We start from the raw sequence: 25,194 nt of genomic DNA, 5'->3' as shown, positions 1-25,194 counted from the left end.
CGTGCGCGCGCTCCAGGGCGCCCTACGGAGGACGATGACCAAGACCCAGCCCAGCCCGCGCGCAGCCGAGCGGGAGATCACGTTCAACCTGCTCAAGAACCTCACGCTGCGCGAGATCCGGGCGGAGTACAAGCGCACCGCGCTCGGCCGCGTCTGGTCGCTCATCAACCCGCTCGCGCAGATCGCCGTCTACTCCATCGTGTTCGGCCTCATCCTGCAGGTGGCGGTCGCGCCCGGCGAGAACTCCGGCATCCAGTCCTTCCCCGCCTGGATCGGCGTCGGCGTGATCGCGTGGGGCTTCATCTCGGGCTCGATCTCGGCGGGCATGGGCTCGCTCATGAGCAACGCGGGGCTCCTGACGAAGGTCTACTTCCCGCGCTGGGTGCTCGTGGTGTCGACGGTGCTCGCGAAGGCGTCGACCTTCGCGACCGAGCTGCTCGTGCTGCTCGTCATCATGCTCGTCATCGGCGGCCCGGCCGTGCTGCTCTACGCCGTGCTGCTCGTCCCGCTGCTCCTGCTCACCTGCGTCTTCGTGCTCGGCATCGCGCTGCTGCTCTCGGTCGCGAGCATCTACTTCCGCGACCTCCAGCACCTCTGGACGATCCTCGCGCAGGTGTGGATGTACGGCTCCGGCGTCATGTTCTCGGTCGACATCGTCCGCAACGCCGAGCAGACGCTCGAGGCGCAGTCCGGCACGTCGCTGCCGCTCGTCACCCTCTTCCAGCTCAACCCGGCCGAGCGGTTCCTCACCGCGTACCGCGACGTGCTGTACGACTTCACGGTCCCGGGCCTGGACATCTGGCTGCAGCTCATCGCCTGGTCGGCGATCTCCCTCATCATCGGCTCGCTCGTCTTCCGCAAGCTCGCCCGCAACATCGTCGAGGAGATCTGATGAGCGAGCCCGCCGTCAGCGTCGACCACGTGTCGAAGCACTTCCGCGTCTACTCCGACCGCAACCAGTCGCTCAAGGCGACGGTGCTCTCGGGCCGCCGCGCCAAGTACCAGTCGTTCGAGGCGCTCAAGGACGTCACCTTCGACGTGCCGCAGGGCACGACCTTCGGCCTGCTCGGCCGCAACGGCTCGGGCAAGTCGACGCTGCTGAAGTGCATGGCGCGCATCCTCAACCCGAACTCGGGCTCGATCACCACGCGCGGCCGCGTCGCGGCGATGCTCGAGGTGGGCTCCGGCTTCCACCCCGAGCTCTCGGGCCGCGAGAACGTCTACCTCAACGGCTCGATCCTCGGCATGTCGCGCCAGGAGATCGACCGCAAGTTCGACCAGATCGTCGACTTCTCCGGCGTCGAGGCGTTCATCGACCAGCCGGTGAAGAACTACTCGTCCGGCATGTACGTGCGCCTCGGCTTCGCGGTCTCGATCCACGTCGAGCCCGACGTGCTGCTCGTCGATGAGGTGCTCGCCGTGGGCGACATGGAGTTCCAGGACAAGTGCCTCGACAAGTTCGCGCAGTTCCGCGACGAGGGCCGCACGGTCGTCGTCGTGAGCCACGGCGTCGAGCAGATGCGCAGCTTCTGCGACCAGGCGGCCTGGCTCGACCACGGCACGCTGCAGGCGATCGGTGACGCGTCCGACATCGTCGACCGCTACTCCGACGTCGGCCACGGCGCCGAGGAGGCGGCCGGCGGCGGCAAGCGCTACGGCACCGGGGAGATCCGCATCGACGACATCCACCTCCTGGACGCCGAGGGGCAGCCGATCGAGTCGGCCCCGACCGGCTCCGCGGTCGCGCTGCGCCTGCGCTACACCGCGCGGCAGCGCGTCGAGCGCCCGGTCTTCGGCGTGAGCCTCGCGACCGCGGGCGGCAAGCACCTCTGGAGCTACGACGGCATCGCCGCCGGCGCGGTGCCCGACAGCATCGACGCGGGCTCGGGCTCGCTCGACATCCGGATCGACCGCCTCGCGCTCATGCCCGACCTGTTCGACGTGAACGCCGACGTCAAGGACCACCACAAGACGCGCACGTTCGACGCCCTCGAGCGCTCGCTGCGGTTCCAGGTGACGAGCGGCTCGCCGCGCGCGGCCGGCGGCTCGATGGTGCTCGACGCGTCGATGACGATGCCCATGACCGAGAGCTGATCCGGCAAAGTTCTTCTAGAGGCAACCTCCTCCATGTACCCTGTGAGGAGCCCTAACCCTCTATGAATGGTTGAAGGATGCGCTTGCGCCCCCGACTCATCGTCGCCACGGTCGTCGCGTCGCTCGTCGGCGCCCTGCTGACGGTCGTGTCCCCGGTCGGCGTCGCCGACGAGGCGACGGCCGCCACGGCGTCGGACTTCGACCCCGGCTTCATCATCTCCGACGAGCAGTTCTTCGCCGGCGGTGCGATGACGGCGGGGCAGGTGCAGGCGTTCATCGACGCGAAGCACCCGGGCTGCAGCGCGGGCTACACGTGCCTCGACACCTACACGCAGCGCACGCCGTCGATGCCCGCGGACGCGTACTGCTCGGCGTTCACGGGGCGCGCGAGCGAGTCGGCCGCGAGCATCATCGCCCGGGTCGGCGCGGCGTGCGACATCTCGCAGCGCTTCCTCATCGTGCTGCTCGAGAAGGAGCAGTCGCTCGTCACGCACCGATCGCCGAGCGCCTCCCGCTACGAGAAGGCCACCGGCTTCGGCTGCCCCGACACCGCCCCGTGCGACGCGAGCGTCGGCGGCTTCTTCTACCAGATCTACTACGGCGCGCGGCAGTTCCAGCGCTACGCGGCGCACCCTGGCAACTACAACCACCGCGCGGGCGTCGTCAACAACGTGCTCTACAACCCGAACGCGGCGTGCGGCTCGAGCCCGGTGCTCATCCGCAACGTCGCCACCGCGGGCCTCTACAACTACACGCCGTACCAGCCCAACGCCGCGGCCCTCCGCAACCTGTACGGCACCGGCGACAGCTGCTCGGCCTACGGCAACCGCAACACCTGGCGCCTCTGGACCGACTGGTTCGGCAGCCCGACCGCGATCGCGAGCGGCGCCTTCGTGCGCGACGCGTCGAACGGCCGCATCTACCTCGCGAGCGGCGGTCGCAAGTACTACGTGCCCAGCAGCGCGATCCTCGCGGAGTACCGCCAGCTCGGCAGTTCGCAGGACCGCAGCGCCGCGGAGATCGCGGCCATCCCCTCGGGTCCCGACCTCGGCCGCACGGTGCGCGCCGCGAACGGCGCCGTGTACCTGGTGGAGAACAGCCAGCTGCTGCACTTCCAGTCGTGCGCGCAGCTCACGGCCTGGAAGCAGACGTGCGGCGACATGCCGACCCTCGAGCCGGGCCACGAGGCGCGCATGCTCAACATGGGGGCGCTCAACGACCTCGTCACCACCGAGGACGGCGCCTACTGGCTCGTGCAGTCCGGCACGCGCAGGCAGCTCACCGACCCGGCGCGCGTCACGCCCTTCGGGTATCGCGCCGAGCCGAGCGCCGTCGACGCCGAGACGATCGCCGCCATCACCATCGGGCACCCCGTCGTGGCCCCGGGCGACGTCGTGCGCAGCAGCGACCGGCTGCAGAACCGCGTCATCTCGTCGAACGGCCGCGTCTACTCGTCGCAGTCGTCGCACATCGGCCTCGAGTTCCTCTGGTTCGCCCCGGCGTTCGAGAACCGCTCGATCGCGCTCCTGCCCGCCACGGCGGGCGCGCTGCCCGACCGCTTCCGCGACAGCTCCGGCTCGTGGGTGCTGACCACCGACGGCGCGATGCGCGTCGACCCGCAGCACTACGGCGGCTCGGCGTACTTCACGCAGGTGTCGGATGCGCTCAGCGCGACCGTGTCGACGAGCGGTGCGCCCGCGGGTCCGCACTTCGCCCGCCCCTTCGGCGGCACCACCACCTACCTGATGTCGCACGGCTACGCCGAGGCGGTCTCCGCCTCGACGATGGAGTGGTACTCGCGCACCTACGCGATCCCGACGAAGGTCTGGGAGGTGTCGCGCAACGCAGTCGACGCGGTGCCGGTGCGCTCGTCCTACGCCGACGGCACGCTCGTCCGCGGCCCGTCCGGCGCCGTCTACCTCATGGACGGCGGCAACGCCATCCACGTCGCGAGCATGGACTTCGTCTCGGCGCTCGGCCTGCAGACGCGCATCACCGACGTCTCGTCCGGCATCATCAACGGCCTCGCGAGCCGCGAAGGCGTGCTCAGCACGTACGGCGTGCGCATCGGCCAGACGTCGTACGTCGCCGTGAACGGCACCCTGCACCCCTTCGCCTCGGCGGCGGTCAAGACGGCGTGGGGCATGCGCGAGATCACGTTCACGAGCCTCGGCTCGTCGCTCACCATCTCGACGCAGGCGGCGACGCAGCTCGTCTACGATGCGGCGGGGCGCACCTACCTGCTCGACGCGGGCAAGCGCCGGTACATCGACTCCGGCGCGACCTTCGCCTCGGTCGGCGGCAACACCACGCCGAGGCTGCTGCTGCCCGCGACGCAGATGCAGCGCATCCCCGAGGGCTCGTGGGTGCGCCCGGTCTACCCGTCGGGCTCGCTCATCACGACGGAGGGCCGCGGCGAGGTCTGGATGGCGAACGGCGACGGGCTGCTGCACCTCGGCGACTTCGCCACCGCGCAGTCGATGGGGCTCCCCACGACGAGCACCCGCGTGCCCAACCAGGCGATCGCGACCTTCTCCACCCCGCCGAAGCTGCGCTCGTCGCTCGTGCTGTGCGGCACGACCGCCTACGCGGCCGTGGGCGGCTCGCTCCGGCCGGTGACCGCGGAGGTGCGCGCCCAGTACCCGGCCGCCGCGTTCACGCAGCTGAAGGTCGCGCTGTGCGAGCGGCTGCGGCTCTCGACGACGCCGATGACCCAGTTCATCCGCGGCACCGACGGGCGCGTGTACTACGTCGAGGCCGGCGTGCGGCACTGGCTCGGTGGTCCGGCGCTCGCGCGCCTGGGCGGTGCGAACCGCATCGTCGACGTCGACCGCACCATCATGAGCGCGATCCCGGTGGGCGCGACCTGGACGAGCTGACGCACCGCTGACGAGGGCCGACGGCGACGCCGTCGGCCCTTCGTCGTGCTCCGCCCGGGTTATCCACAGCCCTCGTCCGATGTCAGTGGCCCGTGGTGTACTGCGCTCATGGATGACTGGGGGATCGATGGCGAGGGCTACATCGCTGCGATCCGTGCGGGTGCGATCGATCCGTTCGGCCGCACTGCCGACGAGCTGCAGGCGGAGCTCGATGCGCATGATGCGGAGTGGGCGGAGCGGCTGATCGCGATGACGCCGGCGGAGCTCGACGCGGTGGTCGAGGGGCGCATGGAGGTGCCGCAGCTGCCGCGGCCGGCGGAGTCGGAGCCGATGCGGTTGCTGCGGCTGGAGGAGCAGTTCGCGGGCCGGGTGAAGGCGCTGGAGGCGCAGCGGGCGCGGCTGGAGGCGGAGGAGCGGGAGATGCTGGCCGCCCGCCTCGACCGGGTGCGGGCCGGCGGCGGGGAGGTCTCGACGGGGTTGCGGGAGGCGGCGTCGATCCTCGCGGTCGAGCTGCGCCAGTCGGATCGCGGCATCGAGCAGCGCATGTCGGCCGCGTGGACGATCGTGCACGAGCTGCCCCTCGCCCACGCCGCGCACAAGGCGGGCCGGATCTCCGCCGGCCACCTGCGGGTGATCGAGCAGGAGACCCGCGCCGTGCGGGTCGACGACGGCGTGGATGCGGTGCAGCGGGGCCGGGTGGAGGCGGAGCTGGTCGCGATCGCCGAGGACACGACCCCGTCGCGGCTGCGGTCGCGGGCGAAGCTCGTCGTCAACCGGGTGCTGACCGCCCCGCTGCAGCAGCGGCACGACGTCGCGCGCGAGCGCCGGGACGTGTACCTCGTCGACGCGGGCGACGGGATGGTCGACGTCGGCGCCCGGCTGCCGGCGCTGGTGGGGACGGCGATCCTCGACCGGCTCACGCAGGCCGCGAAGGGCAAGGCCAAGGACGACGCGCGCACCTTCGACCAGTTCCGCGCCGACGCGTTCGCCGAGCTGCTGCTCGCCGGCGTCTCCCCCGACGACCTCCACGGCATCAGCCCGATCACCGCGACCGTCACGATCACCATCCCCGCGACCGAGCTGCTCGGCGACCCCGACAACCCCGACGTGCCGCAGCTGCGCTTCCCCGCGCTCCTCGACGGGAAGATCCTCGTCGACTCCGCCACCATCCGGTCCCTCGCGGCCGAGACGGTCACGTGGGAGCGGCTCTTCCTCCACCCCGTCACCGGCATGCCGGTCACCGTCGACACCTACACGCCGAACCGGGCGCAGCGGCGCGCGCTGCGCGCCCGCGACGGGCACTGCCGCTGGCCCGGCTGCTCGAACCCCGTGCACCGCGCCGACCTCGACCACACCCAGGACTGGGCCAACGGCGGCAAGACCACCATCGGCAACCTGGCCCACCTCTGCCGCCGCCACCACGTCATGAAGCACGCGACCAGGTGGACGGTGAGACAGCTGCCCGGCGGGGTGCTCGAGTGGACCTCACCCCTCGGCCGCATCATCCGCGACGAGCCCGAACCGCAAGGACCGGTCTTCGTCGAGCGCGACCCCATCTGGGGACTGCCCGTCACCGCCGGCGCAGGGCCGCCCGGCGACCCGCCACCCTTCTGAACCCACTCCGCTCAGGCGATCCTCGCCGGCCAGGCGGGACGGGGCGGCCGTGCCGCTCGGCAGGCGGGCTCTATCGAGGCGGCGACACCTGGCGGCAGGCGAGCAGGTAGGTCTGGCCGAACTGGTCGGTCGGCTCGAGCACTGCCGACTCCGCCCACTCGTTCCAGGCGTTGACGAACACGATCCGGCGCTCGGCGGGTCGGTCGGCCTGCGCGTCGAGCGCGGCGGCGAGCCAGCGACGGAAGGTCCACGGGTTCGCGCCCGTGAACGCCATCGGCGTCCACTGCTTGCGCGCGGTGTTGTCGAACGTCACCATCACGCCGGGGTAGTGGTGCTCGTCGAGGGAGCCCAGCTGCGCGATCGCCGCGTCGGCGGTGCCGCGGTAGCCCATGAGGTTGCCCGCGAAGCGCTCGTCGGCCTCTCCGGCACGGTCCGACGGGATCCAGGGCAGGTTGTGCGGCGCGAACGTGAGCGTGCCGTCCGCGAGCCCGACGAGCTCGTCGCGCGGCAGGCCGCCCATCTGCTCGCCGATGTCGACGGCGAGCACGTGCAGCTCGCCGGCGCCCTCCTGCCGCGCCCGCTCGCGCCAGTGCGCGATCGTCGCCGCGGCATCCGGCACCGTGCCGATCTTGTACACCGCGACGATCGCGGCGCCGTCGACGCGCATCCACCGCGGGTCGCGCAGCATCGGCAGGATGTCCTCGATGAACTCGGTCGCCGGCACGCGGTCGTAGTCCTGGCCGATGAGCACGTTCGCGTCGAGGCCGTCCCAGCGACGCGTCCAGTTCTCGTTCGCCCACATGACGCAGAAGGGCTGGTCGACGTCGCCGTCGGCGAGCCGCTGCAGCGGCAGCCCCAGCACGCGGCGGCCGGCGAACCAGTAGTGGTAGTACATGAGGCCGGCGACGCCGTGCGCCTCGGCCATGTCGCGCTGCCGCTGCCGCACCTCGTCGAGCGCGAGGTCGTAGAAGCCGAGCTCGCCCGGCATGAGGGGCACCTGGTGGCCGGGGTAGAGGGGCCTCGCCTTCGCGACGTTCGCCCACTCCGTGAACCCGGCGCCCCACCAGCGGTCGTTCTCGGCCGTGCGGTGGAACTGCGGCAGGTAGAAGGCGACCACCCGGCCGTCGACCGACGCGCGGTCGCCGCGGCCGTCGAGCTCGCGCAGCTCGAGCACGTCGAGCCCGGCCTCGACAGCGCCGATGCCGATGATGCGCTCGATCGCGTGCGCCGCGGTGCCGTCGATGTCGCCGGCCTCGTCCTCGAAGTCGTCGCGATCGATGCGGAGGGCGCGCAGCGCCTGCAGCAGGAAGCCGCGGATCCAGTACATCGAGCCGGCCGCGAACCGCAGCTCGTCGGGCTCGAGCGGCATCGAGAGCCGCTCCAGGATGCCGCGCACGAGGTCGAGGTTCGAGCCCCAGTGCTCGGGCCCGGCGACGCTGCCGTCGGCGGTGACGATGCCGATCGAGCGGTCGCGGCGGAACGCGTCGACGACCGCGGGGGAGTGCGGCCCGAGCAGCGAGCCGACGAGCGCCGCGCGCCAGTCGGCGCCGGAGCCCTCGAGCTCGCCATGGCCCTCGCGCCACTCGCTGCGCTTGGTGTGCACCTTGAGCACGACGTCGTAGGGGTCGAGGATGCCCGCGTTCACCACCTGCACGAGCGGCCAGATGTCGCGGCCGTGGTTCTCGACCGTCAGCACCTCGGCGTGCGCGGCGCCCGCGGCCGCGAGCCGAGCCGCGGAGATCGCCTGGCCAGAGGAGTTCGTGACGTACAGGTCGAACGGCTCGCCGACCGCGGGCAGCGCCGCGAGCAGCTCGTCGAGCAGCTCGGCGTAGTGGCAGTGCAGCAGGACCGCGACCGGCGCGGGCGTGACAGGGCCGGTGCGCTCGCGCCAGTGGGTGGGGAAGCCGACGAACCGCGCGCCCTCGAGCCGCCGCTGCCACGCCGGGAAGGAGGATGGCCGCGTGCGGTCGGTGGCGCGCTTCGCCCTCGGCCCGCTCGCGGCGGCCTTCGCGCGCCGCACGGCGCGCACGCCCATCGAGCCGATGCGGCTCGCGCGCGACGCCCAGACCTTCGGGTCCCACGCGTCGGGCCGCTCGGCGCGCGCCTCGGCCTGCTCGAGCTGCGCCCGCAGGCTGTCGATCTGCTGCTGCAGCTCGATCCGGTCCGGGTCGCCGGATCCGGTCATGCCTGCTTGGCCATCAGCGCCCGGATCTCGGTGGCGTCGCCGTAGACGACCTTCGAGTCATAGGGGCGGTCCGGGAAGGCGCCGTACTCGAGCTGGATGTCGAGGCCGTGGTCCGCGATGAAGCGCTCCACCTGGGTGCCGAGCGCGACCGGCTCGCCGGAGCACACGTTGATGACGCCGGCGACCTCGTCCTGCAGCGCGACGGCGGCGATCTGCCGGCCCAGCTCGTCGACGTGGATGAAGTCGAACTGGTTCTTGCCGGAGGTGAAGGGGAAGGTTCGCTTGCCCTGCTCCGCTGCCTCGAGCAGCTTCGTGAAGATCGACTGGTTGTTGCGGTCGTCGCCGTAGATGTAGAAGGCGCGCAGCCACTGGATGGTGGTGTCGCCGAGGTCGGCGAGCACCGCGCGGCGCAGGGCGTCCTTCGCGATGCCGTAGAGCGACGCGGGCGCCGTCGGCGTCTCGGCAGTGATCGCGCCCTCGAAGCGACCGATCTCGTGCATCGTGCCCAGGATCGCGAGCCGCGTGATGCCGGCCTTCGCGAAGTGCGTCAGCACCCGGAAGTGATCGGAGAGCCGCAGCATGTGCACGGGGGAGTTGTGGGCGAAGCCCGCCTCCCACGCGAGGTGCACGACCGCGTCCGGCTTGTCGGCGATGAGCGCGTCGAGGTCGGTGTGCGGGTCGAGCAGGTCGGCCTCGACCACGGTCGCGCGCTCGTCGATGCGGTAGGCGCGGAAGTGGCGCACCACGGCGGTGACGCGCGCGCCCCGGTCGAGCAGGGCCGCGACGACGTGCCGTCCGATGTAGCCGCCCGCGCCGGTGACGAGGATGTGCTGCGCAGTCTGGGTGTTCTCCATCGCCATCGATGCTACCCGCCGCGCTGCAGGGGCAGCGGGAGGGCCATCGTCTGCAGCCGGCCGAGCTCGACGCGGGCGCGCTGCTGGCGCACGGCGAAGATGACGAGCAGCACCATGCCGAGCTCGATGAGCGGTCGCGACTCGGCGATGCCCTGCACCGCCTCGGCAACGAGGATCATGAGCGGCACCGCCGCGATCGGGCCGGCGCCGGTCGGCGCCTCGGCGAGGTCGCGACCCGCGCCGCGGAGCGTCGAGCCGAGCAGCCACGCCCAGGCGAGCACGCCGAGGATGCCCGCCTGCATGAGCACGTCGATCCAGACGCTGTGCGCCTGCAGGTAGACGATGCCGTCCTGCAGCCCGAGCCGGTCGTACGGCTCGACCCACGGCATCCAGTAGCCCATCCAGCCCCTGCCGAGCAGCGGGGAGCCGCGCCACCAGTCGAGCGCGGCCGCCCAGATCTGGAAGCGGTCCTCCATCGACGCCTCGCGGCCGAGCGCCTCGACGACGCGGTCCCAGTTGCTGATCGCCCACGCGGCGACGACCGCCAGCACGCCGGCGGCCGCGACGACCGCCGGGCGGAAGGCGCCGCGCGGGCGGCGGCGCCAGGTGTAGACGAGCCAGAACGAGACGAGCACGACGAGCGCCGCGACGAGCACCGTCATCGAGCGCGTGAGCGCGAGCACGACGACCGGCAGCGCCGTCCACACCCACCACAGCCGACGGTCGAGGCCCGCGCGGTGGCGGCCGATGGCCACGATGAGCGCGAGCAGCGCGAGCATCGCCGTGAGGTTCGGGTTGCCGGTGATGCCCTGGATGCGGTGGCCCCAGAAGATGCCGCCGGTCGACCACGGGATCATCGGCAGCCCGCTGTCGTTGTCGAGCCAGACGGGATACACCGGGCCCTGCACGAACAGGGCGATGCCCACCTCGAAGGCGAGGGAGGCGATGAGCATGCCCTGCAGGCAGCGGTGGAGCACCTCGAGCAGCGTGTGCAGCGGCAGCGTCGCGAGCAGCACGGCGAGCATCACGTGCACGAGCAGCAGCGCGACGCCGAGCAGGGTCGCGAGCGGGTGCGGCGTGACGATGATCGTCGCGGCGGCGACGCCGATGAAGGCGAGCAGCGGCGCGGGCAGCCACTGCCAGCTCGCGCCCGAGCGGCGCAGCGCGACGAGCGCCCAGAGCAGCGTCACGCCGCTGAGCGCGCCCCACAGCGGCCAGCCCAGCAGGTTGCGCACGAGGTCGCCGCACGCGAGCTGCAGCACAATGAAGGTCGCGAGCAGCCGGTGAGGGGCGCGCACGAGCATGGTGGCGATTGTCGCACGCGGGGGACGGGTGACCGCCGTGTCGTAGTCTCGCCGAGGGGCGGACGCGCTCCGGGATGGAGCTGGACGCATGGAGCAGGCGGCGGATCGAGCGCCCTCGAGCGGGCGTCGCTGGCCCGCGTGGGCGGCCGCGGCGGCCGTCTTCGTCGTCGCGCTCGCCTTCCAGGTGGCGCGCATCCCGCCCCTCGAGCACGACGTCGTCTGGGCCGAGGACGGCGCGATCTTCCTGCTCGGCGCGCTGCAGGATCCCGCGGGATCGATCCTCGCGCCCTACGCCGGCTACCAGCACCTGCTGCCGAGGCTGCTCGCGGGCGCGGTCGTCGCGCTCGCGCCGCTCGCCAGCTACGCCGCCGTCGTCTTCTGGGCAAGCGCGATCGTCGCCGCCCTCGTCTGCGCGGCGACGATCCCGCTCGCGCGCTGGGCCGTGCCGTGGCTCCCCGCGCGCATGGCGCTCGGCGTCGTGCCGGTGGTCGTGCCCCTCATCGCGCCCGAGATCATCGGGAACCTCGCCGACCTCCACACGTTCATGCTGTGGCTCGGCGTCTGGATCGCCCTCTCGATGCCGACCTCGCGGCTCGAGTCGTGGCTCGTCGCCGTCGCCGCGTTCGTCGCGGCGATGACGGAGGTGCAGCTGCTGCTCATGCTGCCCGTGCTGCTGCTGCGCATCCACCTGCGCCGTCGCCTGCTCTGGCCCGTGATCGGCGGCTTCCTGCTCGGGCTCGGCGGCCAGGCGCTGTCGTGGCTGCTCGCCCCGCGCGGCGGCTACGACGGCGTGCCGATCGGCATCCCGGATGTCGTCGTCGGCTGGCTGTCGAACGTCGTGATGCCGACGCTCCAGCCGACGGAGCAGGGCATCCGCGAGGCGTTCGCGGCGCAGGGGCCCCTCGCGGCCGCGCCGATCCTCGCGGTCTTCACGATCGCGGCGCTCGTCGTCATCATCTGGGGATCGTGGCGGGCGCGCATCGCCGGCGCGGTCGTGCTGCTGGCCTCCGCGTCGTCGTTCGGTGGCTCGCTGCTCGCCTCGCCGATCGAGCAGTTCCAGTACGCCTCGTTCCACGGCGACGACTGGCTGACCGCGATCGTCGACCTGCGCTACGGCGGCGCGGCCGGCATGCTGCTCGCCGCCATCGTGCCGATCGCGGCGTCGGTCGCGGTCGAGCGGCTCCGAGGTCGATGGCTCGCCGTGGCGAAGCCGGTGCTCGCCCTCGGGCTCGCCGCGTTCGTCGGCGCGATGGCCTGGCAGTCGCCCGACACCGGCTCCCACCGCATCGGGGTCGAGCCGTGGAGCGTGCAGGTCGACCGCCAGGCGGCCGCTTGCGGGGGCGGCGATGCGCCGGAGGATCTGCTCATCGCCCCGTACAATCGTGCGCTGGTGCTCGACTGCCCTTCGATCGTGGGCGAGCCGTGAAGGGACCATCCATGATCAAGGCGCTCGCGCTCATCCCGACGTACGACGAGGTCGAGTCGCTCCCGGTGCTCGTCGACCGGCTGCTCGCCGCCGTGCCCGAGCTCGACGTGCTCATCCTCGACGACGCGAGCCCCGACGGCACGGGCGAGCTCGCCGACCGGATGGCCGCGGCGGACCCGCGCATCACGGTGCGGCACCGGCCCGGCAAGCTGGGTCTCGGCGCCGCCTACCTCGACGGCTTCGCCCTCGGCATCGAGCGCGGCTACACCCACGTGATCGAGATCGACGCCGACGGCTCCCACCCGCCGGAGCGGCTGCGGGCGATGCTCGAGCGCGCCGCCGCCGGCGACGAGCTCGTCATCGGCTCCCGCTGGATGCCGGGCGGCAGCGTGGTCGACTGGCCGATGCGCCGCGAGGTGCTCAGCCGCGGCGCGAACCTCTACGCCCGCCTCATGCTCGGGGTGCCCGCGCACGACATGACGGCCGGCTACCGCGTCTACAGCACCGAGCTGCTCCAGCGGCTCGACCTCGAGTCGCTCGAGAGCCGCGGCTACTGCTTCCAGATCGACATGACGGTTCGCTCGCACGACGCCGGCGCGTCGATCAGCGAGGTGCCCATCCAGTTCCGCGACCGCGAGGCCGGGGAGTCGAAGATGTCGGGCTCGATCATCGGCGAGGCCCTCACGAAGGTGACCGGCTGGGGCATCGGCCGCCGCGCCGCGCAGCTGCGCGCGCTGCTGCCGCGCTAGCGGATCCTGCCGAGCAGCTGGGTGTAGGACTCGCCCGCGAACCTGGAGGTCATTCCAGAAAATCGTCGCGCTCGAAGTCGGCGGCGCCGCGCTTGCAAATTTTCTTGTCCATGTCGAACACGCGGTTCTTCGGACGGAACTCGACCAACTTGCGCTTTCGATTGGCGCCAGCCCCGCTGCGAGCAGGACGTCGCGATTCCTGGCTTCCTTGGTAGCGCCGCGACCGTCTGGCTCAAACTCAACGTTCTGCGACAGAACTGTCACAACCGCGCTGGATGCTTCCAAGGGGTCGCTTGTTAAGCGCTCATCGACTCAGCTGAAGAACCCGCGATCGCCGGTCAGCCTCTGCCGAGGGGGATAGCCTTGAGCGCGCTCGTCTGCATCGGCCGCGTCGCCCCCCGTAGCACGGCGCGCTCGCGCCGCCTGTCGCAAGTCCGCCGGGGTTGATTCGCGGTTCGCGTGCGGTGCTACGTTCGACCCATGTCGAATCAGGAAAGGCGAGTAACCTTTATCTCGCACGCCAGTGAGGACAAGGGCGTTGTCAAGAATCTTGCGGACACGCTGATGCGATATCGGGTTGCTGCTTGGTACGACGACTACGAGATCCAAGCTGGCGACAGTATCCGGGCGAAGATCAATGAAGGTCTGGGTCAGAGCGAGTACGGGATCGTCGTGCTGTCCCATAACTTCTTCGCCAAGAAGTGGCCCAAGCGAGAGTTGGCGGCTCTGTCGATGCTCCTCGATGACGGGCGCGTGATACCTCTCTTCCATCAGATCTCGCCTGCAGAAGTCGCTGTCTACGACCCTCTTCTTGCTGACGTCAAGGGCCTTGAGGTCAAGGGCGATATTCGCAACGTGGTGGTTCCGATCGCGAAGAAGGTGCTTGGCGCCCAGGTCGAGGAGGACGGGTACGTCGTCTACCGCGGTCAGGCCGTGCGCCTGCCGGAGCTGCCTCTCGACGAGACGCAGGCGCTATCGCACATGAAGTTCGAAGACTGCGTCGTCCAGGGGATCTGCATCTTGAATATCGATCCCGAGCGCAAGATCACCTTCAGCGAGTGCATTTTCAACGGGCCAGAGGCCTTCATCGAACTCGACTCGCCGTATGTGATTGTCGGGGCGTTGGGCCTCAATGATGTGCATTTCGTGCGGTGTCGCTTCAAAGAGGTCGGGTTCGTTTCTGATCGGCGCACTCTGGAGCGCTTGTTTGCAAACACCTCATCCATGGCGCCGGGCGCGCAGCTGCCGCCTCATCTCCGCTGAGCCGTAACCTGCACGACCCGATGTTGCCGAAAGAGTTCTGGAGGCAAACATCGTTGATGCGCTCGATGAGAGATGCATGACCGTCGGTGATGAGACACGCCCTCCAGGGCGGCCTCCACTCAACTTAGGGGTCGGCCGCTTCCGGCAGATGAAGCTAGCGGATCCTGCCGAGCAGCTGCGTGTATGACTCGCCCACGCCGCGCCCCACCGCGCCGGTGAGGCCGCGCAGCTGGTGCTGCATGACCGAGAGCCGCTGCTCCGCGAGTCGCGCCGAGATCGACACCTGCGGCCGCAGCCCGGCGTCCTGCACCGCGAGCGCGAGCAGCCGCCCCCACTCGTCCACCGACAGCTGCGGCAGCTCGGCGGCCGCGTCGCGGATCCGGGCGCCGAGCGATGCCGCGACGGCGCCGCGCACGATGGCGGCCCCCGCCTGCGGCACGACGGGCGCGTTCGAGCGGGCGCGGATCGCGAGCCGGTTCGCCGCGAGCTCGAGTCGCGCCGTGGCGCCGTCGGCCTCGTGGCCGAGCTCGCCGAACCAGCCGCGCTGCAGCGCGGGCGCCGACACGAGCGCACCGACGGCGGCGTCGTCGAACGCGGCGGCCGCGTCCGCGAGCCGGTCCGGCAGCCCGAGCGACTCGAGCGCGTCGGCGCGGCGGTCGTCGCGGTCGAGGCCGGGCAGCTCCGCCGGGATGCCGTCGGCGAGCGCGAGCACCGCGAGCGACTCGTCGGCATCGGCGAGCGCCTCGAGCGGATGCGCGCGCACGCCCACGAGCTCGACGCCGCCGAGGTCGACCTCCGCGCTCGCGTCGATCGCGGCGAGGGTGCCGGGCGCCCCGGCGAGCACGATCCGGTCGGCGCCGCGCACGGCGTCGACGCGCTGCTCCCAGCCCTCCGAGGCCTCGACGAGCGCGACGGTCGACGGTCGCGACGCCGCGGACGGCGCGAGGATGCGCCACTCGTGCATGGTCTCGAAGACGTCGCGCTGGTCGGCGGAGCGGGTGAGGTGGCGGTCGAGCACGCCCATGTCGTAGCGGCCCGACGCGGCGAGGAAGCGGTAGAGCTCGCGGGCGTTGCCGGTGGCGTGCTCGTCGATCACCGAGTCGATGCCGGCGAAGAGCGTCTTGCGCTTGAAGATCGGGCAGCCCCGGTCGCGGATCAGCTCGACCGGCATCGAGTTGAGCGGGTAGAAGGTGGTCTGCCGCAGGTCCGCCGTGTCGACGAAGGGCTCCCAGCGGAAGCCGAACGACGCGAAGTGGTGGGTGAAGCGGGCCTCGTGCTTCGCGACCGCGTGCGCGTAGTCGGGGATCGGGGGCAGCTCGTCCCAGTAGCGGCGGAAGGGCGCGGACTGCAGCATCGACGCGCGCACCGCGATCCAGTGCGACTGCAGGTGCTCGGGCAGCGTCGGCGTCTCGAGCAGGCCCCACGGGTCGAAGGGCGCGCCGTGGTGCACGGTGAGGCCCCAGAAGTCGAGGTCGCGCGCATCCATGTCGGCGAACATCGCGTCGACGCTCGCGACCGGCCCGAGGATCGTGAAGTTGTAGAGCACGAGCTCGTCGATCTCGGCGATCCCGTCCCAGCCGATGTGCTCGATCGCGGTCTTGTAGGCCCAGGAGTCGAAGCCCTGGTTCTCGCGCTGCAGCAGCTCGGTGCCGGGCCGCGCCTCGAAGGCTGCCCGGCTCGCCTCGTCGAGCGCGCCGTTGACGACGACGATCGTGCGCTCGAAGTGCGGCTGCACGCCGTCGAGCAGCGTCGTGACGGTCTCGTCGGCGACGCCGTCGCCGTCGTAGAAGAAGAAGATGCCGACGCGGCGCACCGCGTCGAGGTTGGCCAGCCGCACTAGCGGTTCCGCAGCCTGCGCAGCAGCGAGCCGACGCCGCGGCGCGCGACCCGCTTCGCCCGCACGGCCATCGCCCGCGGGTGGGGCAGCCGGTCGCGGCTCGCGGCGAGCTGCGCCTCGAGCTCCATGATGCGGTGGCGCGCGGAGCGCAGCTCGGCGACCTCCGTCGCGCGCTCGCGCTCGAGCCGCGAGAGCTCGCTCCGCAGTCGTTCGAGCTCAGGCTGGTCCGGCGCGTTCGCATCCATGCCGGTCAGCCTATTCGCCCGATCGGCCCCGCTCAGGCGAAGGCCGACTGCCCGGTGATCGCCCGTCCGACGATGAGCGAGTTCATCTGCGCGGTGCCCTCGTAGGTGTAGAGCGCCTCCGCGTCGGCGAAGAAGCGCGCGACCTCGTAGTCGGTGACGATGCCATTGCCGCCGCACACCTCGCGGCACCACGAGACGACCTCGCGCATGCGGCTCGTCGCGTAGGCCTTCGCGAGCGCCGAGTGGGCGTCCTCCTGCCGGTCCTCGTCGAGCATCCGCGAGACCTGCACGCACAGCGCGATCGATGCGGTGATGTGGCCGAGCGACTTCGCGAGCAGGTCCTGCACGAGCTGGTGCCCGGCGATCGGCGAGCCGAACTGCACCCGCTCGGTCGTGTAGCGGACGGCCGCCTCGTAGGCGCCCATCATCACGCCGACCGCGCTCCAGGCGACCTCCGCGCGCGTGAGCCGCAGCACGCGGGCGGTGTCGCGGAAGCTGTTCGCGCCCTGCAGCCGCAGGGACTCCGGCACGCGCACGCCGTCGAGCACGATGTCGGCGTTCTGCACCATGCGGAGCGAGATCTTGCGCTCGATGCGGGTCGCCGAGAAGCCGGGCGTCGTGGTCGGCACGATGAAGCCGAGCACGCGCCCGCTCTCGGCGTCCTTCGCCCAGACCACCACGATGTCGGCCTGCGTGGCGTTGCCGATCCAGCGCTTGGCGCCGTCGATGACCCACTCGTCGCCCTCGCGCCGGGCGGTCGTGCGCAGGCCCTGCGCCGAGTCGGAGCCCGAGAGCGGCTCGGTGAGGCCGAACGCCCCGACCACCGAGCAGTCCGCGAGGCGCGGCAGCCACTCGGCGCGCTGCTCGGGGCTGCCGGTGACGCCGAGCGTGCCGGCCACCAGGCCGTTCTGCACGCCGATGAAGGTCGAGACGGAGGCGTCGACGCGGCTCATCTCGAGCGCGACCCAGCCGCGGTAGACGGCGGAGTTCTCGAACCTGGCGGTCTCGGGCCACGCGCCGCCGACGACGCCGAGCGCGCCGAGCTCGGGGATGAGGTCGGTCGGGAACGCGTCGCGGTGCCAGTGGTCGAGGATGACCGGGCGCACCCGCTCCTCCATGAAGGCCCGGATCTCGGCGAGCGACGCGCGCTCGGCGTCGGTCAGGTCGGCGGCGAACCCGTAGAAGTCGCTCGTGAGCGGCGTGAACGTCATTGCTCCTCAGTCTCCCGGCCGTCCTGGCCGTCGCGGTCAGGCTACGGCCGCCCGCGGGCCAGGCGGCGGGCCGTTGGTACGCTCGACCAAACCGGCGGAAGGAGACCGCGGCTGTGTTTGTGCCGATCGCCAATGAGCCGAGGGACTACGCCTGGGGGAGCACCACGCTCCTGTCCGAGTACCTGGGCCGCACCGCGTCCGGCGGACCGGAGGCCGAGCTGTGGCTCGGCGCGCACGCGGGGTGCCCCGCCGTCGTGACGGCGGGCCCGCACGCGGGGACCGCGCTCGGGCCCGCGCTCGAGGCCCTCGGCGCGCGGCAGCCCGCGATGCTGCTCAAGGTGCTCGCCGCCGCGGAGCCCCTCTCGCTGCAGGCGCACCCGGATGCGGCACGCGCCCGCGAGGGGTTCGAGCGGGAGGACGCGGCGGGCATCCCGCGCGACGCCCCGCACCGCAACTACCGCGACCCGCACCCGAAGCCCGAGATCATCGTCGCCGTGACGCCGTTCGAGGCGCTCAGCGGGTTCCGTCCGGAGGCGCAGGCGCGGGCGGTGGCCGAGGCGCTCGCGGCCGCCGACGAGCGCGTCGAGCCGCTGCTCGGGCACCTCGCGGCCGGCGACGCCCTCGCGTGGCTGCTCTCCGGCGACGCCGAGGTCGCGCCGGTCGTCGCGGGCGCGGTCGCCGCGGCGGATGCGCTCGCTGAGACGCATCCGGTGGAGGCTGACACCATCGCGCGGCTCTCGGCCACGCATCCGGGCGACCCGGGGATCCTCGTCGCGATGCTGCTCAACCGCGTCTCGCTCGCGCCCGGGGAGGCGCTCTTCCTGCCCGCCGGCAACCTGCACGCCTACCTCTCCGGCCTCGGCATCGAGCTCATGGGACCGAGCGACAACGTGCTGCGCGGCGGGCTGACGCCGAAGCACGTCGACGTCGCCGAGCTGCTCGCGGTCGTCGACCCGACGCCGCTCGACGACCCCCGGCTGCCCGCGGAGCCGCTCGAGGGCGCGACCGCCTACCGGCCTGCCGCGCCGTTCGAGCTGCGCCGCATCACCGGCGCCCACGTCGTCGAGGGCGGCAGGGGACTGCTGCTCGCCGTCTCCGGCGGCACCGCGACGGTCGACGGCGAGACGCGTGCGCTCGCGCCGGCGGAGGCCGCGTGGATCGACGCCGAGGCGCCCTTCGAGATCGACGCCGCGGAGGCGTGGCTCGCGCTCGAGATCGACACGCCGTAGGCGCGTCGCTCCCGGGCGAGAGGGCGCGACACTCCTAGAATCTCCGACTTGACGCGAGGCGAACTACACCGGTGTAATTGGTGCAACGCAGGCCCGGCCGGGGTCCTGCAGAACCGGGGGAACGCCATGCGAGAGGGAGTGCAGCGCAGCACGACAGCAGCGCAGGCCATCGACGATCGCGGGCTGCGCCGAGGGGTGCCCGGTGACTGGTTCGTCGACCCGGTCATGCTCGGCGTCCCGGGTGTGCGCAGCGAGATCGACGACCAGCCGCTCGGCTGGCAGGCCGACGCGCTGTGCGCCGAGACCGATCCCGAGGCGTTCTTCCCCGAGAAGGGCGGCTCGACGCGCGACGCGAAGCGCATCTGCGAGTCGTGCGACGTGCGGCAGCAGTGCCTCGAGTACGCGCTCGAGAACGACGAGCGCTTCGGCATCTGGGGCGGACTCTCGGAGCGCGAGCGCCGCAAGCTGCGCAAGCTCGCCTGATCCGACACGCGTGATCCGCAGGCTCGGCCGAGCAGTCGCTGAGCAGGGCTCACCCACCGATATGCTCGCCGCATGACCGTCGTGATGACCATGATGGTGCGCGACGAGGCGGACATCATCGCCGCGACGATCGAGCACCACCTCGCCCAGGGGATCGATCGCATCCTCGTGACCGACAACGCATCCGTCGACGGCACGCGCGAGATCCTCGCCGAGTACGCGGCCGTCGCGCCGGTCACCGTCTTCGACGATCCCGAGCACCGCAAGCAGCAGGCGAAGGTCGTCACGCGGATGGCCCGCCTCGCGTTCGAGGAGCACGGCGCCGACTGGGTGATCAACGGCGACGCCGACGAGTTCGTGCGCGCGGTCGACCCGGCGCTCACCGTGGGGGAGGCGCTCGCGCGCACGCCGCGCGAGATCGGCGCGTTCACGGTGCCGGTCGTCAACCTCGTCGGGCCGATCGCGCGACAGGGCTCGGGCCTCCGCCGGCTCGTGCGCCGCGACGAGCGCACCCTCGAGGCGCTGCGGGCCGCAGGCGTGCACGCGCACCCGACCCCGAACGCGATCCACGTCGGCAGCGCCGACGTCGAGGTCGCGCACGGCAACCACTTCGTCTCGATCGAGCAGCAGGGCGAGCCGCCGGCCGATGCGGCGCTCGAGGTGCTGCACCTGCCGTGGCGCTCGTCGTCGCAGGTCGAGCGCAAGACCGAGAACATGGGGCGCGCCTACGAGCAGAACCCCGACCTCCGCCCGAGCGCGAACCACCACGGCATGCGCGACTGGCGCCGCATGCGCGCGAACCAGCTGCTGCCCTTCCTCGCCCGCCGGATGCCGACGGCCGACGAGCTGCGCGCGCCGGGGCTGCGCGAGGACACCTCGCTCCTCGAGCAGCTCGAGCGGCTCGAGCCGCTGCTGCCCGCGCGCTTCGCCGCCGTGCTCGACGACGCCGACGATGCGCCGTTCTCGACCGGCGAGATCCAGGAGCTGCGCGCGCTCGCCGAGCTGCTCGCACCGCTCGACCAGGTGGCGCAGGACGACATCGTCGCGCTCCGCGACGAGCTCGACGCGCGCAACACCGAGCTCTACCGGCTGCGGCTCGAGCGCGAGACGCTCGACGGCATCCCCGGACTCGCGGCGCGCATCGCCGCGGAGCGCGAGGAGGCGTGGCTCGCGGGCCTCGAGGCCGGCGCGCCCGCGCGGCGCGCGCTCGAGGGCCAGCTCGCCGACGCGCGCGAGCAGGCGACGAGGGCCGCCGCAGCGCGCGACGCTGCGGAGTCACGGCTGCGGCTCGTGCGCGAGCACCCCGCCTTCCGTGCCGCGAGCGCCGTGAAGCGCGTCGTCCGGCCCGGCCGCGCCTGACCCGCACCCTCGAGCGCCGCCCGCTCGGGCGCCGATCGCACGGCACACCGGCGGCAACCCGGGGCGCGGCGCCGATCCCGCCTAGCCTTGCCGGGTGCATCCGAGGGTCTTCGCCGTGCTCGCGGCCAGCAATGGCGCCGCGTACCTGCCGGCGACCCTCGCGGCGATCGGCGCGCAGACGACGCAGCCCGAGCGGCTCGTCGCCGTCGACGGCGCCTCGCGCGACGGCTCCCGCGCGCTGCTCGAGGCGTCGCAGGCGTCGAGCGTCGTCATCACGCAGCGGCTGCCGTACGGCGCGCTGATCGGCAAGGGCGTCGCGACGCTGCCGGAGGCCGAGGACGACGACTGGCTGTGGCTGCTCGCGCACGATGCCGCGCCGCACCCGCGCTCGCTCGAGGCGCTGCTCGCGCACGCCGAGGCGCACCCGAGCGTCGCCGTCGTCGGGTCGAAGGTCATGCGCGCCGACGAGCCCGACCGCTTCGCCGAGTTCGGCCAGTCGATGACGCCGTTCGGCCGCAGCCTGCTGCTGCACGAGGGCGAGCTCGACCAGGGGCAGCACGACGACGACTCGGATCGCCTCGGCGTCGCCGAGACGGGCGTGCTCGTGCGCCGCGACGCGTTCGCCGCGCTCGGCGGCTTCGACCTGGCCCTCCGCTCGATCGATGCCGGGCTCGACCTGGGCGTGCGCGCCCGCCTCGCCGGCCATCGCGTCGCCGTCGAGCCGCGAGCGCGCGTGCGTCGCGCGGGCGGGCCGGAGCACTTCGCCGCGCGCGCGGTGAGCGACGCCGGGCGGGTCGCGATCGCGCGGCGCGCGCAGCTGCACCGCCGGCTCGCCTACGCGAACCCGCTCGCCCTCGTCGTGCACTGGCTCCTGCTGCTGCCGCTCGCCGTCGTGCGCTCGATCGCGCACCTGCTCGCGAAGCGGCCGGCCGCCGTGCTCGCCGAGTGGCAGGCCACGCTCGCGACGCTCGTCGCCGTGCCCTCGACCGCTCGCGCCCGCCGCCGCATCGCCCGCGCCCGCGCGGCGGGCTGGGCGTCGCTGCGACCGCTGCGCGCGTCGTGGCGCACCGTGCGGTCGCACCGCCGCGCGGTGGGCGACCCCGAGCACACGCAGCGCTTGGTGGACGAGCGCGTCGGCTTCGTCGAGGGGGCGGGGCTGTGGGTCGCGGTCGCGGCACTCGTCGTGGGGGTCGTGCTGTCCCCGCAGCTGCTCGGTGCCGCGGCGGCGACGGGCGGTGCGCTGCTGCCCCTCTCCGACTCGCTCGGCGACCTGTGGGCGAACGCGCTCGCGGGGCCGAGGGATGCGCTCGGCGAGGTCCAGGGGCCGGCCGACCCGTTCGTGATCCTGCTCGCGCTGCTCGGCTCCATCACGTTCTGGCAGCCGTCGACGGCGATCGTGCTGCTGCTCTTCCTGGCGCCGGCGATCGCGGCCGTCACGGCCTTCTTCGCGGTGCGGCGGATGACCGACTCCCGCTGGGCGCCCGCGGTGTCGGCGGCCGTCTGGTCGCTCTCGCCGACGCTGCTCGCGGCCATCGTCGACGGCCGGGTGGGCGCGGTGCTCGGGCATCTCGCCCTGCCGCTCGCCGCCGCGGGGATGCTGCTCGCGCACCGGTCGTGGCGCGCGGCGGGCTTCGCCGCCATCCCGCTCGCGATCGTCGTCGCGGCCGCGCCGGTGCTGCTGCCGGCGATGCTGCTGCTCGCGCTCATCGGCATCGGCGTGGGCTGGCGCTCGCCGCTGCGGCCCCTCGCGGCGGTGCTCCCGGCGCTCGCGCTCATCGGCCCCGTCGTCGTGGCGCGCTGGACGGCCGGCACGCCGCTCGCCGCGCTCGCCGATCCCGGTATGCCGCGCGCATCCGCCCCGCCGACCGCCACCGAGGCGGCGCTGCTGTCGCCCGACGGCACGCTCACGACGCTCGAGGGCGTGGTCGCGGCGATGGCGCCGGGGGTCGACGCCCGCTGGGTCGCGCTCGCGCTGCTCGCGCCGCTCGCGCTCGCGGCGCTCGCGGGCGTCGTGCTGCGGCCGACGCGCGCATGGCCGTGGGTGCTGCTGCTGCTCGCGGGCTACGCGACCGCGGTCGGCGCATCGCGGCTCGCGCTCACGAGCGTCGACGGCGAGGCGATCACCGTCTGGGCGGGCTCCGGCGCCTCCCTCGCGCTCGCCGCGCTCATCGCGCTCGCCGTCACCGCGGCCGACGTCGAGGACCGGCGTGCCGCACTGCCCGGCGGTCTCGTCGCGGTCGTCGCGGTGGTCGCGGCCGTGCCCGTCGTCGCGTCGACGTTCCTCGCGCCCGCGATCGTCATCCCCGCGCCGGACCGCCGCATGCCCGCGTTCGTGGAGGCGGCGACCGCCGACGACGCGCGCGTCGGCACCCTCGTCCTGCATCCGCTCGCCGAGGGCGACCTCGGCGTCGACCTCGAGCGCGGTCGAGGGACGACCCTCGACGACCTCGCCACCGGCGAGCTCGTGCGCGAGGCACCGGGCGACCTGGACGCGCAGGTCGCACAGGCCGCCGTCGATCTCGCGTCGGGCGGCGACGTCGACGTCGACGCGCTCCTCGACGCGCAGGGCGTGCGCTTCGTGCTGCTCGAGCAGGAGCGCGAGGGCGCCGCCGGGCTCCACGATCGCGCGCAGCGGTCGCTCGACGCGCGCGGCGACCTGCAGACCATCGGCCAGACGGAAGCCGGACTGCTGTGGCAGCGGCTCGAGTCCGCGCCGACGCCGCCGATCGAGCGTCCCGCGTGGGCCGGCTGGCTGCTGCTCGGCCAGCTGGTCGCGCTCGCGGCCGCCGTCGTCGCGGCGCTGCCGTCGCTGCGGCGCGGGGCGCGCGTGCGCACGAAGCGGCTCGAGGGAGCGGGGGAGTGGCGATGAGCGACCGGGACCTGGAGCCGCTCGACGACTCCCAGGAGTTCGACGACCCCTCGCCCATCGGCGAGCCGGAGCCGCCGATCGAGCACGAGCCGACGGCCGAGGAGCTCGCGCTCGAGGCGGCCGCGCGCGACGAGCCGGTCGACGGCGACATCGCGCGCGACGTCGCGCTCACCGACCGCGAGGCCGCCGCCAACGACGCGGCCGAGGCGGTGCGGCGCGTCGACCGCCGCGGCGTCGCCCGCTGGAGCGGCCGCGCCGCCGCCGGGCTCGTCGCGGCGGCGCTGGGCGTGAGCGCCGTGCTGGGGGCGAATGCGCTGCCGGACGACGCGCGCGTCACCGCGTCAGCACCCTCGACGCTCGTCCAGCCCGCGTCCCCGCTGCAGTCGCGCGTCTGCGCGGGCCCGGCGCTGCGCGTGGGCACCTCCGACGGCGAGGACGCCCTGGCGATCACGGGCGTCGCCGACGCCCGGGTCCAGGTCGGCAGCCTGGGCGGCGAGGTCGAGCAGTCGCAGCTCGCCGTGCCCACCGCGGGCGACCTGAGCGGCGGCGACGCCGTCGTGCAGCGCGGCGAGGAGTCGACGCTCTCGGCCGCCCAGTCGCTCGACGTCGACGTCGACGCGGTCGGCGGGTTCGCCGCGAGCGAGTGCGCCGAGACGCGGCTCGAGCAGTGGCTCGTCGGCGGCTCGACGCGCACCGGCAGGCAGACCGTGCTCACGATCGCGAACGCGTCAGAGGTCGGCGCGAGCGTCGACGTGACGGTCTTCGGCCCGGAGGGGCCCATCGAGTCGGTCGGCTCGACGGGTCTCGCGGTCGCCCCCGGCACCGAGGCCGTGCTCGACCTCGCGGCCGTCGCGCCCGGCGTCGCCGACGCGGTCGTGCGCGTCGCCTCCACCGGTGCGCCCGTCGCGGCGCACCTGCAGCAGACGACGACGCGCGGGCTCGAGCGCGGCGGCTTCGACGTCGTCGACCCCGTCGTCGCCGGCACCGCCGCGGTGCTGCCCGCCGTGCGCATCGACGAGCCGTCCGGCCTCGAGACGCAGGCCGACTTCGACGACACCGTGCCCGTGCTGCGCGTGCTCTCACCTACGGGAGGCGCGCTGCAGCTGGCCTTCCGTGCGAGCGACGGCTCGGTCATCGAGTCGGAGGGCAGGCTCGAGGCGGGCGTGGTCACCGACTTCCCGCTCGGCGACCTGCCGGTCGGCACCTACGCCATCCGGGTGTCGTCGGATGCGCCGGTGGTCGCGGGCGCGCGCGCCGTCGCGACGTCGGCGGACGGGCTCGACTTCGACTGGATCGCGAGCGGCGAGCCGCGCTCGGGCGCATCCGCGATCGCGGTGCCAGAGGGCCCTGCGGCGACGCTCCACATCGCGAGCACCGCCGCCGCGGAGCAGCGCGTGACGATCGACGGCGAGGAGGTCGTGCTCGCCGCAGGCGGCACGATCGAGCGTGCGGTCGACGCGGGCTCCGTCGAGGTGATCGGCGAGGGCCTCGTGATCGGCGTGGGCTACCGCAGCGACAGCGAGGTGGGCGGCTTCACGGCGAGCCCGCAGGGGCCGGCCGCGGAGGGCGTGCGCGTCCTGCACTAGCCCTCGC

General features: G+C 72.9%; 18 protein-coding genes. 12 read left to right on the top strand and 6 right to left on the bottom strand.

Annotated features, from left to right (window positions below):
* Positions 1-34: 34 nt before the first annotated feature.
* The 4 genes from ACVWW9_RS01975 to ACVWW9_RS01960 all read left to right on the top strand — a co-directional run bounded on the left by ACVWW9_RS01975 (position 35) and on the right by ACVWW9_RS01960 (position 6,587).
* Positions 35-892: an ABC transporter permease gene (locus ACVWW9_RS01975; RefSeq protein WP_354259094.1), complete on the top strand. Its 858-nt coding sequence runs from the start codon at positions 35-37 to the stop codon at positions 890-892.
* On the top strand, positions 892-2,094 hold the full coding sequence (locus ACVWW9_RS01970) for an ABC transporter ATP-binding protein (protein WP_354259097.1): 1,203 nt from the start codon (positions 892-894) through the stop codon (positions 2,092-2,094). The genes ACVWW9_RS01975 and ACVWW9_RS01970 overlap by 1 nt, the downstream gene beginning before the upstream one ends.
* A gap of 83 nt (positions 2,095-2,177) precedes the next feature.
* Positions 2,178-4,973: a hypothetical protein gene (locus tag ACVWW9_RS01965; RefSeq protein WP_456514173.1), complete on the top strand. Its 2,796-nt coding sequence runs from the start codon at positions 2,178-2,180 to the stop codon at positions 4,971-4,973.
* Between the two features lie 108 nt (positions 4,974-5,081).
* A complete protein-coding gene (locus ACVWW9_RS01960; protein WP_456514172.1) occupies positions 5,082-6,587 on the top strand; it encodes a DUF222 domain-containing protein in 1,506 nt (501 codons plus the stop codon).
* Positions 6,588-6,657: 70 nt separating this feature from the next.
* Here ACVWW9_RS01960 and ACVWW9_RS01955 read toward each other — a convergent pair whose 3' ends face one another.
* Genes ACVWW9_RS01955 through ACVWW9_RS01945 form a run of 3 tightly spaced genes read right to left on the bottom strand, consistent with a single transcriptional unit; the run spans position 6,658 to position 10,930 of the window.
* Complete coding sequence (locus ACVWW9_RS01955; protein WP_456514171.1) at positions 6,658-8,772, bottom strand: glycoside hydrolase family 99-like domain-containing protein; 2,115 nt, start codon at positions 8,770-8,772, stop codon at positions 6,658-6,660.
* On the bottom strand, positions 8,769-9,626 hold the full coding sequence (locus ACVWW9_RS01950) for an NAD-dependent epimerase/dehydratase family protein (protein ID WP_354259108.1): 858 nt from the start codon (positions 9,624-9,626) through the stop codon (positions 8,769-8,771). Before ACVWW9_RS01950 ends, ACVWW9_RS01955 begins: the two co-directional genes overlap by 4 nt.
* 11 nt (positions 9,627-9,637) lie before the next feature.
* Positions 9,638-10,930 carry an O-antigen ligase family protein gene (locus ACVWW9_RS01945; RefSeq protein WP_354259111.1) on the bottom strand — a complete coding sequence of 431 codons (1,293 nt, stop codon included), beginning with the start codon at positions 10,928-10,930 and terminating at the stop codon, positions 9,638-9,640.
* 88 nt (positions 10,931-11,018) lie between these two features.
* Here ACVWW9_RS01945 and ACVWW9_RS01940 point away from each other — a divergent pair, with 88 nt between their 5' ends.
* The 3 genes from ACVWW9_RS01940 (at position 11,019) to ACVWW9_RS01930 (ending at position 14,368) form a co-directional block, all read left to right on the top strand.
* Positions 11,019-12,356: a hypothetical protein gene (locus tag ACVWW9_RS01940; RefSeq protein WP_456514170.1), complete on the top strand. Its 1,338-nt coding sequence runs from the start codon at positions 11,019-11,021 to the stop codon at positions 12,354-12,356.
* Positions 12,357-12,367: 11 nt separating this feature from the next.
* The gene (locus ACVWW9_RS01935; protein ID WP_354259115.1) at positions 12,368-13,105 is read left to right on the top strand and encodes a polyprenol monophosphomannose synthase; all 738 of its coding nucleotides are present in this window, start codon (positions 12,368-12,370) and stop codon (positions 13,103-13,105) included.
* A 480-nt stretch (positions 13,106-13,585) separates the two neighbouring features.
* A complete protein-coding gene (locus ACVWW9_RS01930) occupies positions 13,586-14,368 on the top strand; it encodes a toll/interleukin-1 receptor domain-containing protein (protein WP_456514169.1) in 783 nt (260 codons plus the stop codon).
* A 154-nt stretch (positions 14,369-14,522) separates the two neighbouring features.
* Here the strand turns inward: ACVWW9_RS01930 and ACVWW9_RS01925 are convergent, their stop codons facing one another.
* The 3 genes from ACVWW9_RS01925 to ACVWW9_RS01915 are packed head-to-tail and all read right to left on the bottom strand — an operon-like array spanning position 14,523 to position 17,661.
* Positions 14,523-16,205 carry a rhamnan synthesis F family protein gene (locus ACVWW9_RS01925; RefSeq protein WP_456514168.1) on the bottom strand — a complete coding sequence of 561 codons (1,683 nt, stop codon included), beginning with the start codon at positions 16,203-16,205 and terminating at the stop codon, positions 14,523-14,525.
* Entirely contained in the window at positions 16,205-16,450 is a 246-nt protein-coding gene (locus ACVWW9_RS01920; protein ID WP_354259121.1) for a hypothetical protein, read from the bottom strand. The genes ACVWW9_RS01925 and ACVWW9_RS01920 overlap by 1 nt, the downstream gene beginning before the upstream one ends.
* 32 nt (positions 16,451-16,482) lie before the next feature.
* Positions 16,483-17,661, bottom strand: a complete 1,179-nt coding sequence (locus ACVWW9_RS01915; protein ID WP_456514167.1) for an acyl-CoA dehydrogenase family protein — start codon at positions 17,659-17,661, stop codon at positions 16,483-16,485.
* Positions 17,662-17,780: 119 nt separating this feature from the next.
* Between ACVWW9_RS01915 and manA the strand changes: the two genes are divergently transcribed.
* The 5 genes from manA (at position 17,781) to ACVWW9_RS01890 (ending at position 25,187) form a co-directional block, all read left to right on the top strand.
* Positions 17,781-18,890: a mannose-6-phosphate isomerase, class I gene (gene manA / locus ACVWW9_RS01910; RefSeq protein WP_456514166.1), complete on the top strand. Its 1,110-nt coding sequence runs from the start codon at positions 17,781-17,783 to the stop codon at positions 18,888-18,890.
* 225 nt (positions 18,891-19,115) lie between these two features.
* Positions 19,116-19,373 (top strand): WhiB family transcriptional regulator, encoded by a 258-nt coding sequence (locus tag ACVWW9_RS01905; protein ID WP_170165653.1) that lies wholly within the window; start codon positions 19,116-19,118, stop codon positions 19,371-19,373.
* A 72-nt stretch (positions 19,374-19,445) separates the two neighbouring features.
* Positions 19,446-20,732: a glycosyltransferase family 2 protein gene (locus ACVWW9_RS01900; protein ID WP_456514165.1), complete on the top strand. Its 1,287-nt coding sequence runs from the start codon at positions 19,446-19,448 to the stop codon at positions 20,730-20,732.
* 94 nt (positions 20,733-20,826) lie between these two features.
* Positions 20,827-23,601, top strand: coding sequence for a glycosyltransferase (locus ACVWW9_RS01895; RefSeq protein ID WP_456514164.1), 2,775 nt, complete (start codon positions 20,827-20,829; stop codon positions 23,599-23,601).
* Positions 23,598-25,187: a DUF5719 family protein gene (locus tag ACVWW9_RS01890; protein WP_456514163.1), complete on the top strand. Its 1,590-nt coding sequence runs from the start codon at positions 23,598-23,600 to the stop codon at positions 25,185-25,187. Before ACVWW9_RS01895 ends, ACVWW9_RS01890 begins: the two co-directional genes overlap by 4 nt.
* Positions 25,188-25,194: the final 7 nt, after the last annotated feature.

The sequence above is a fragment of the Agrococcus sp. UYP33 genome (assembly GCF_054060915.1).
This window is presented reverse-complemented; position numbering and strand designations above follow the sequence as displayed.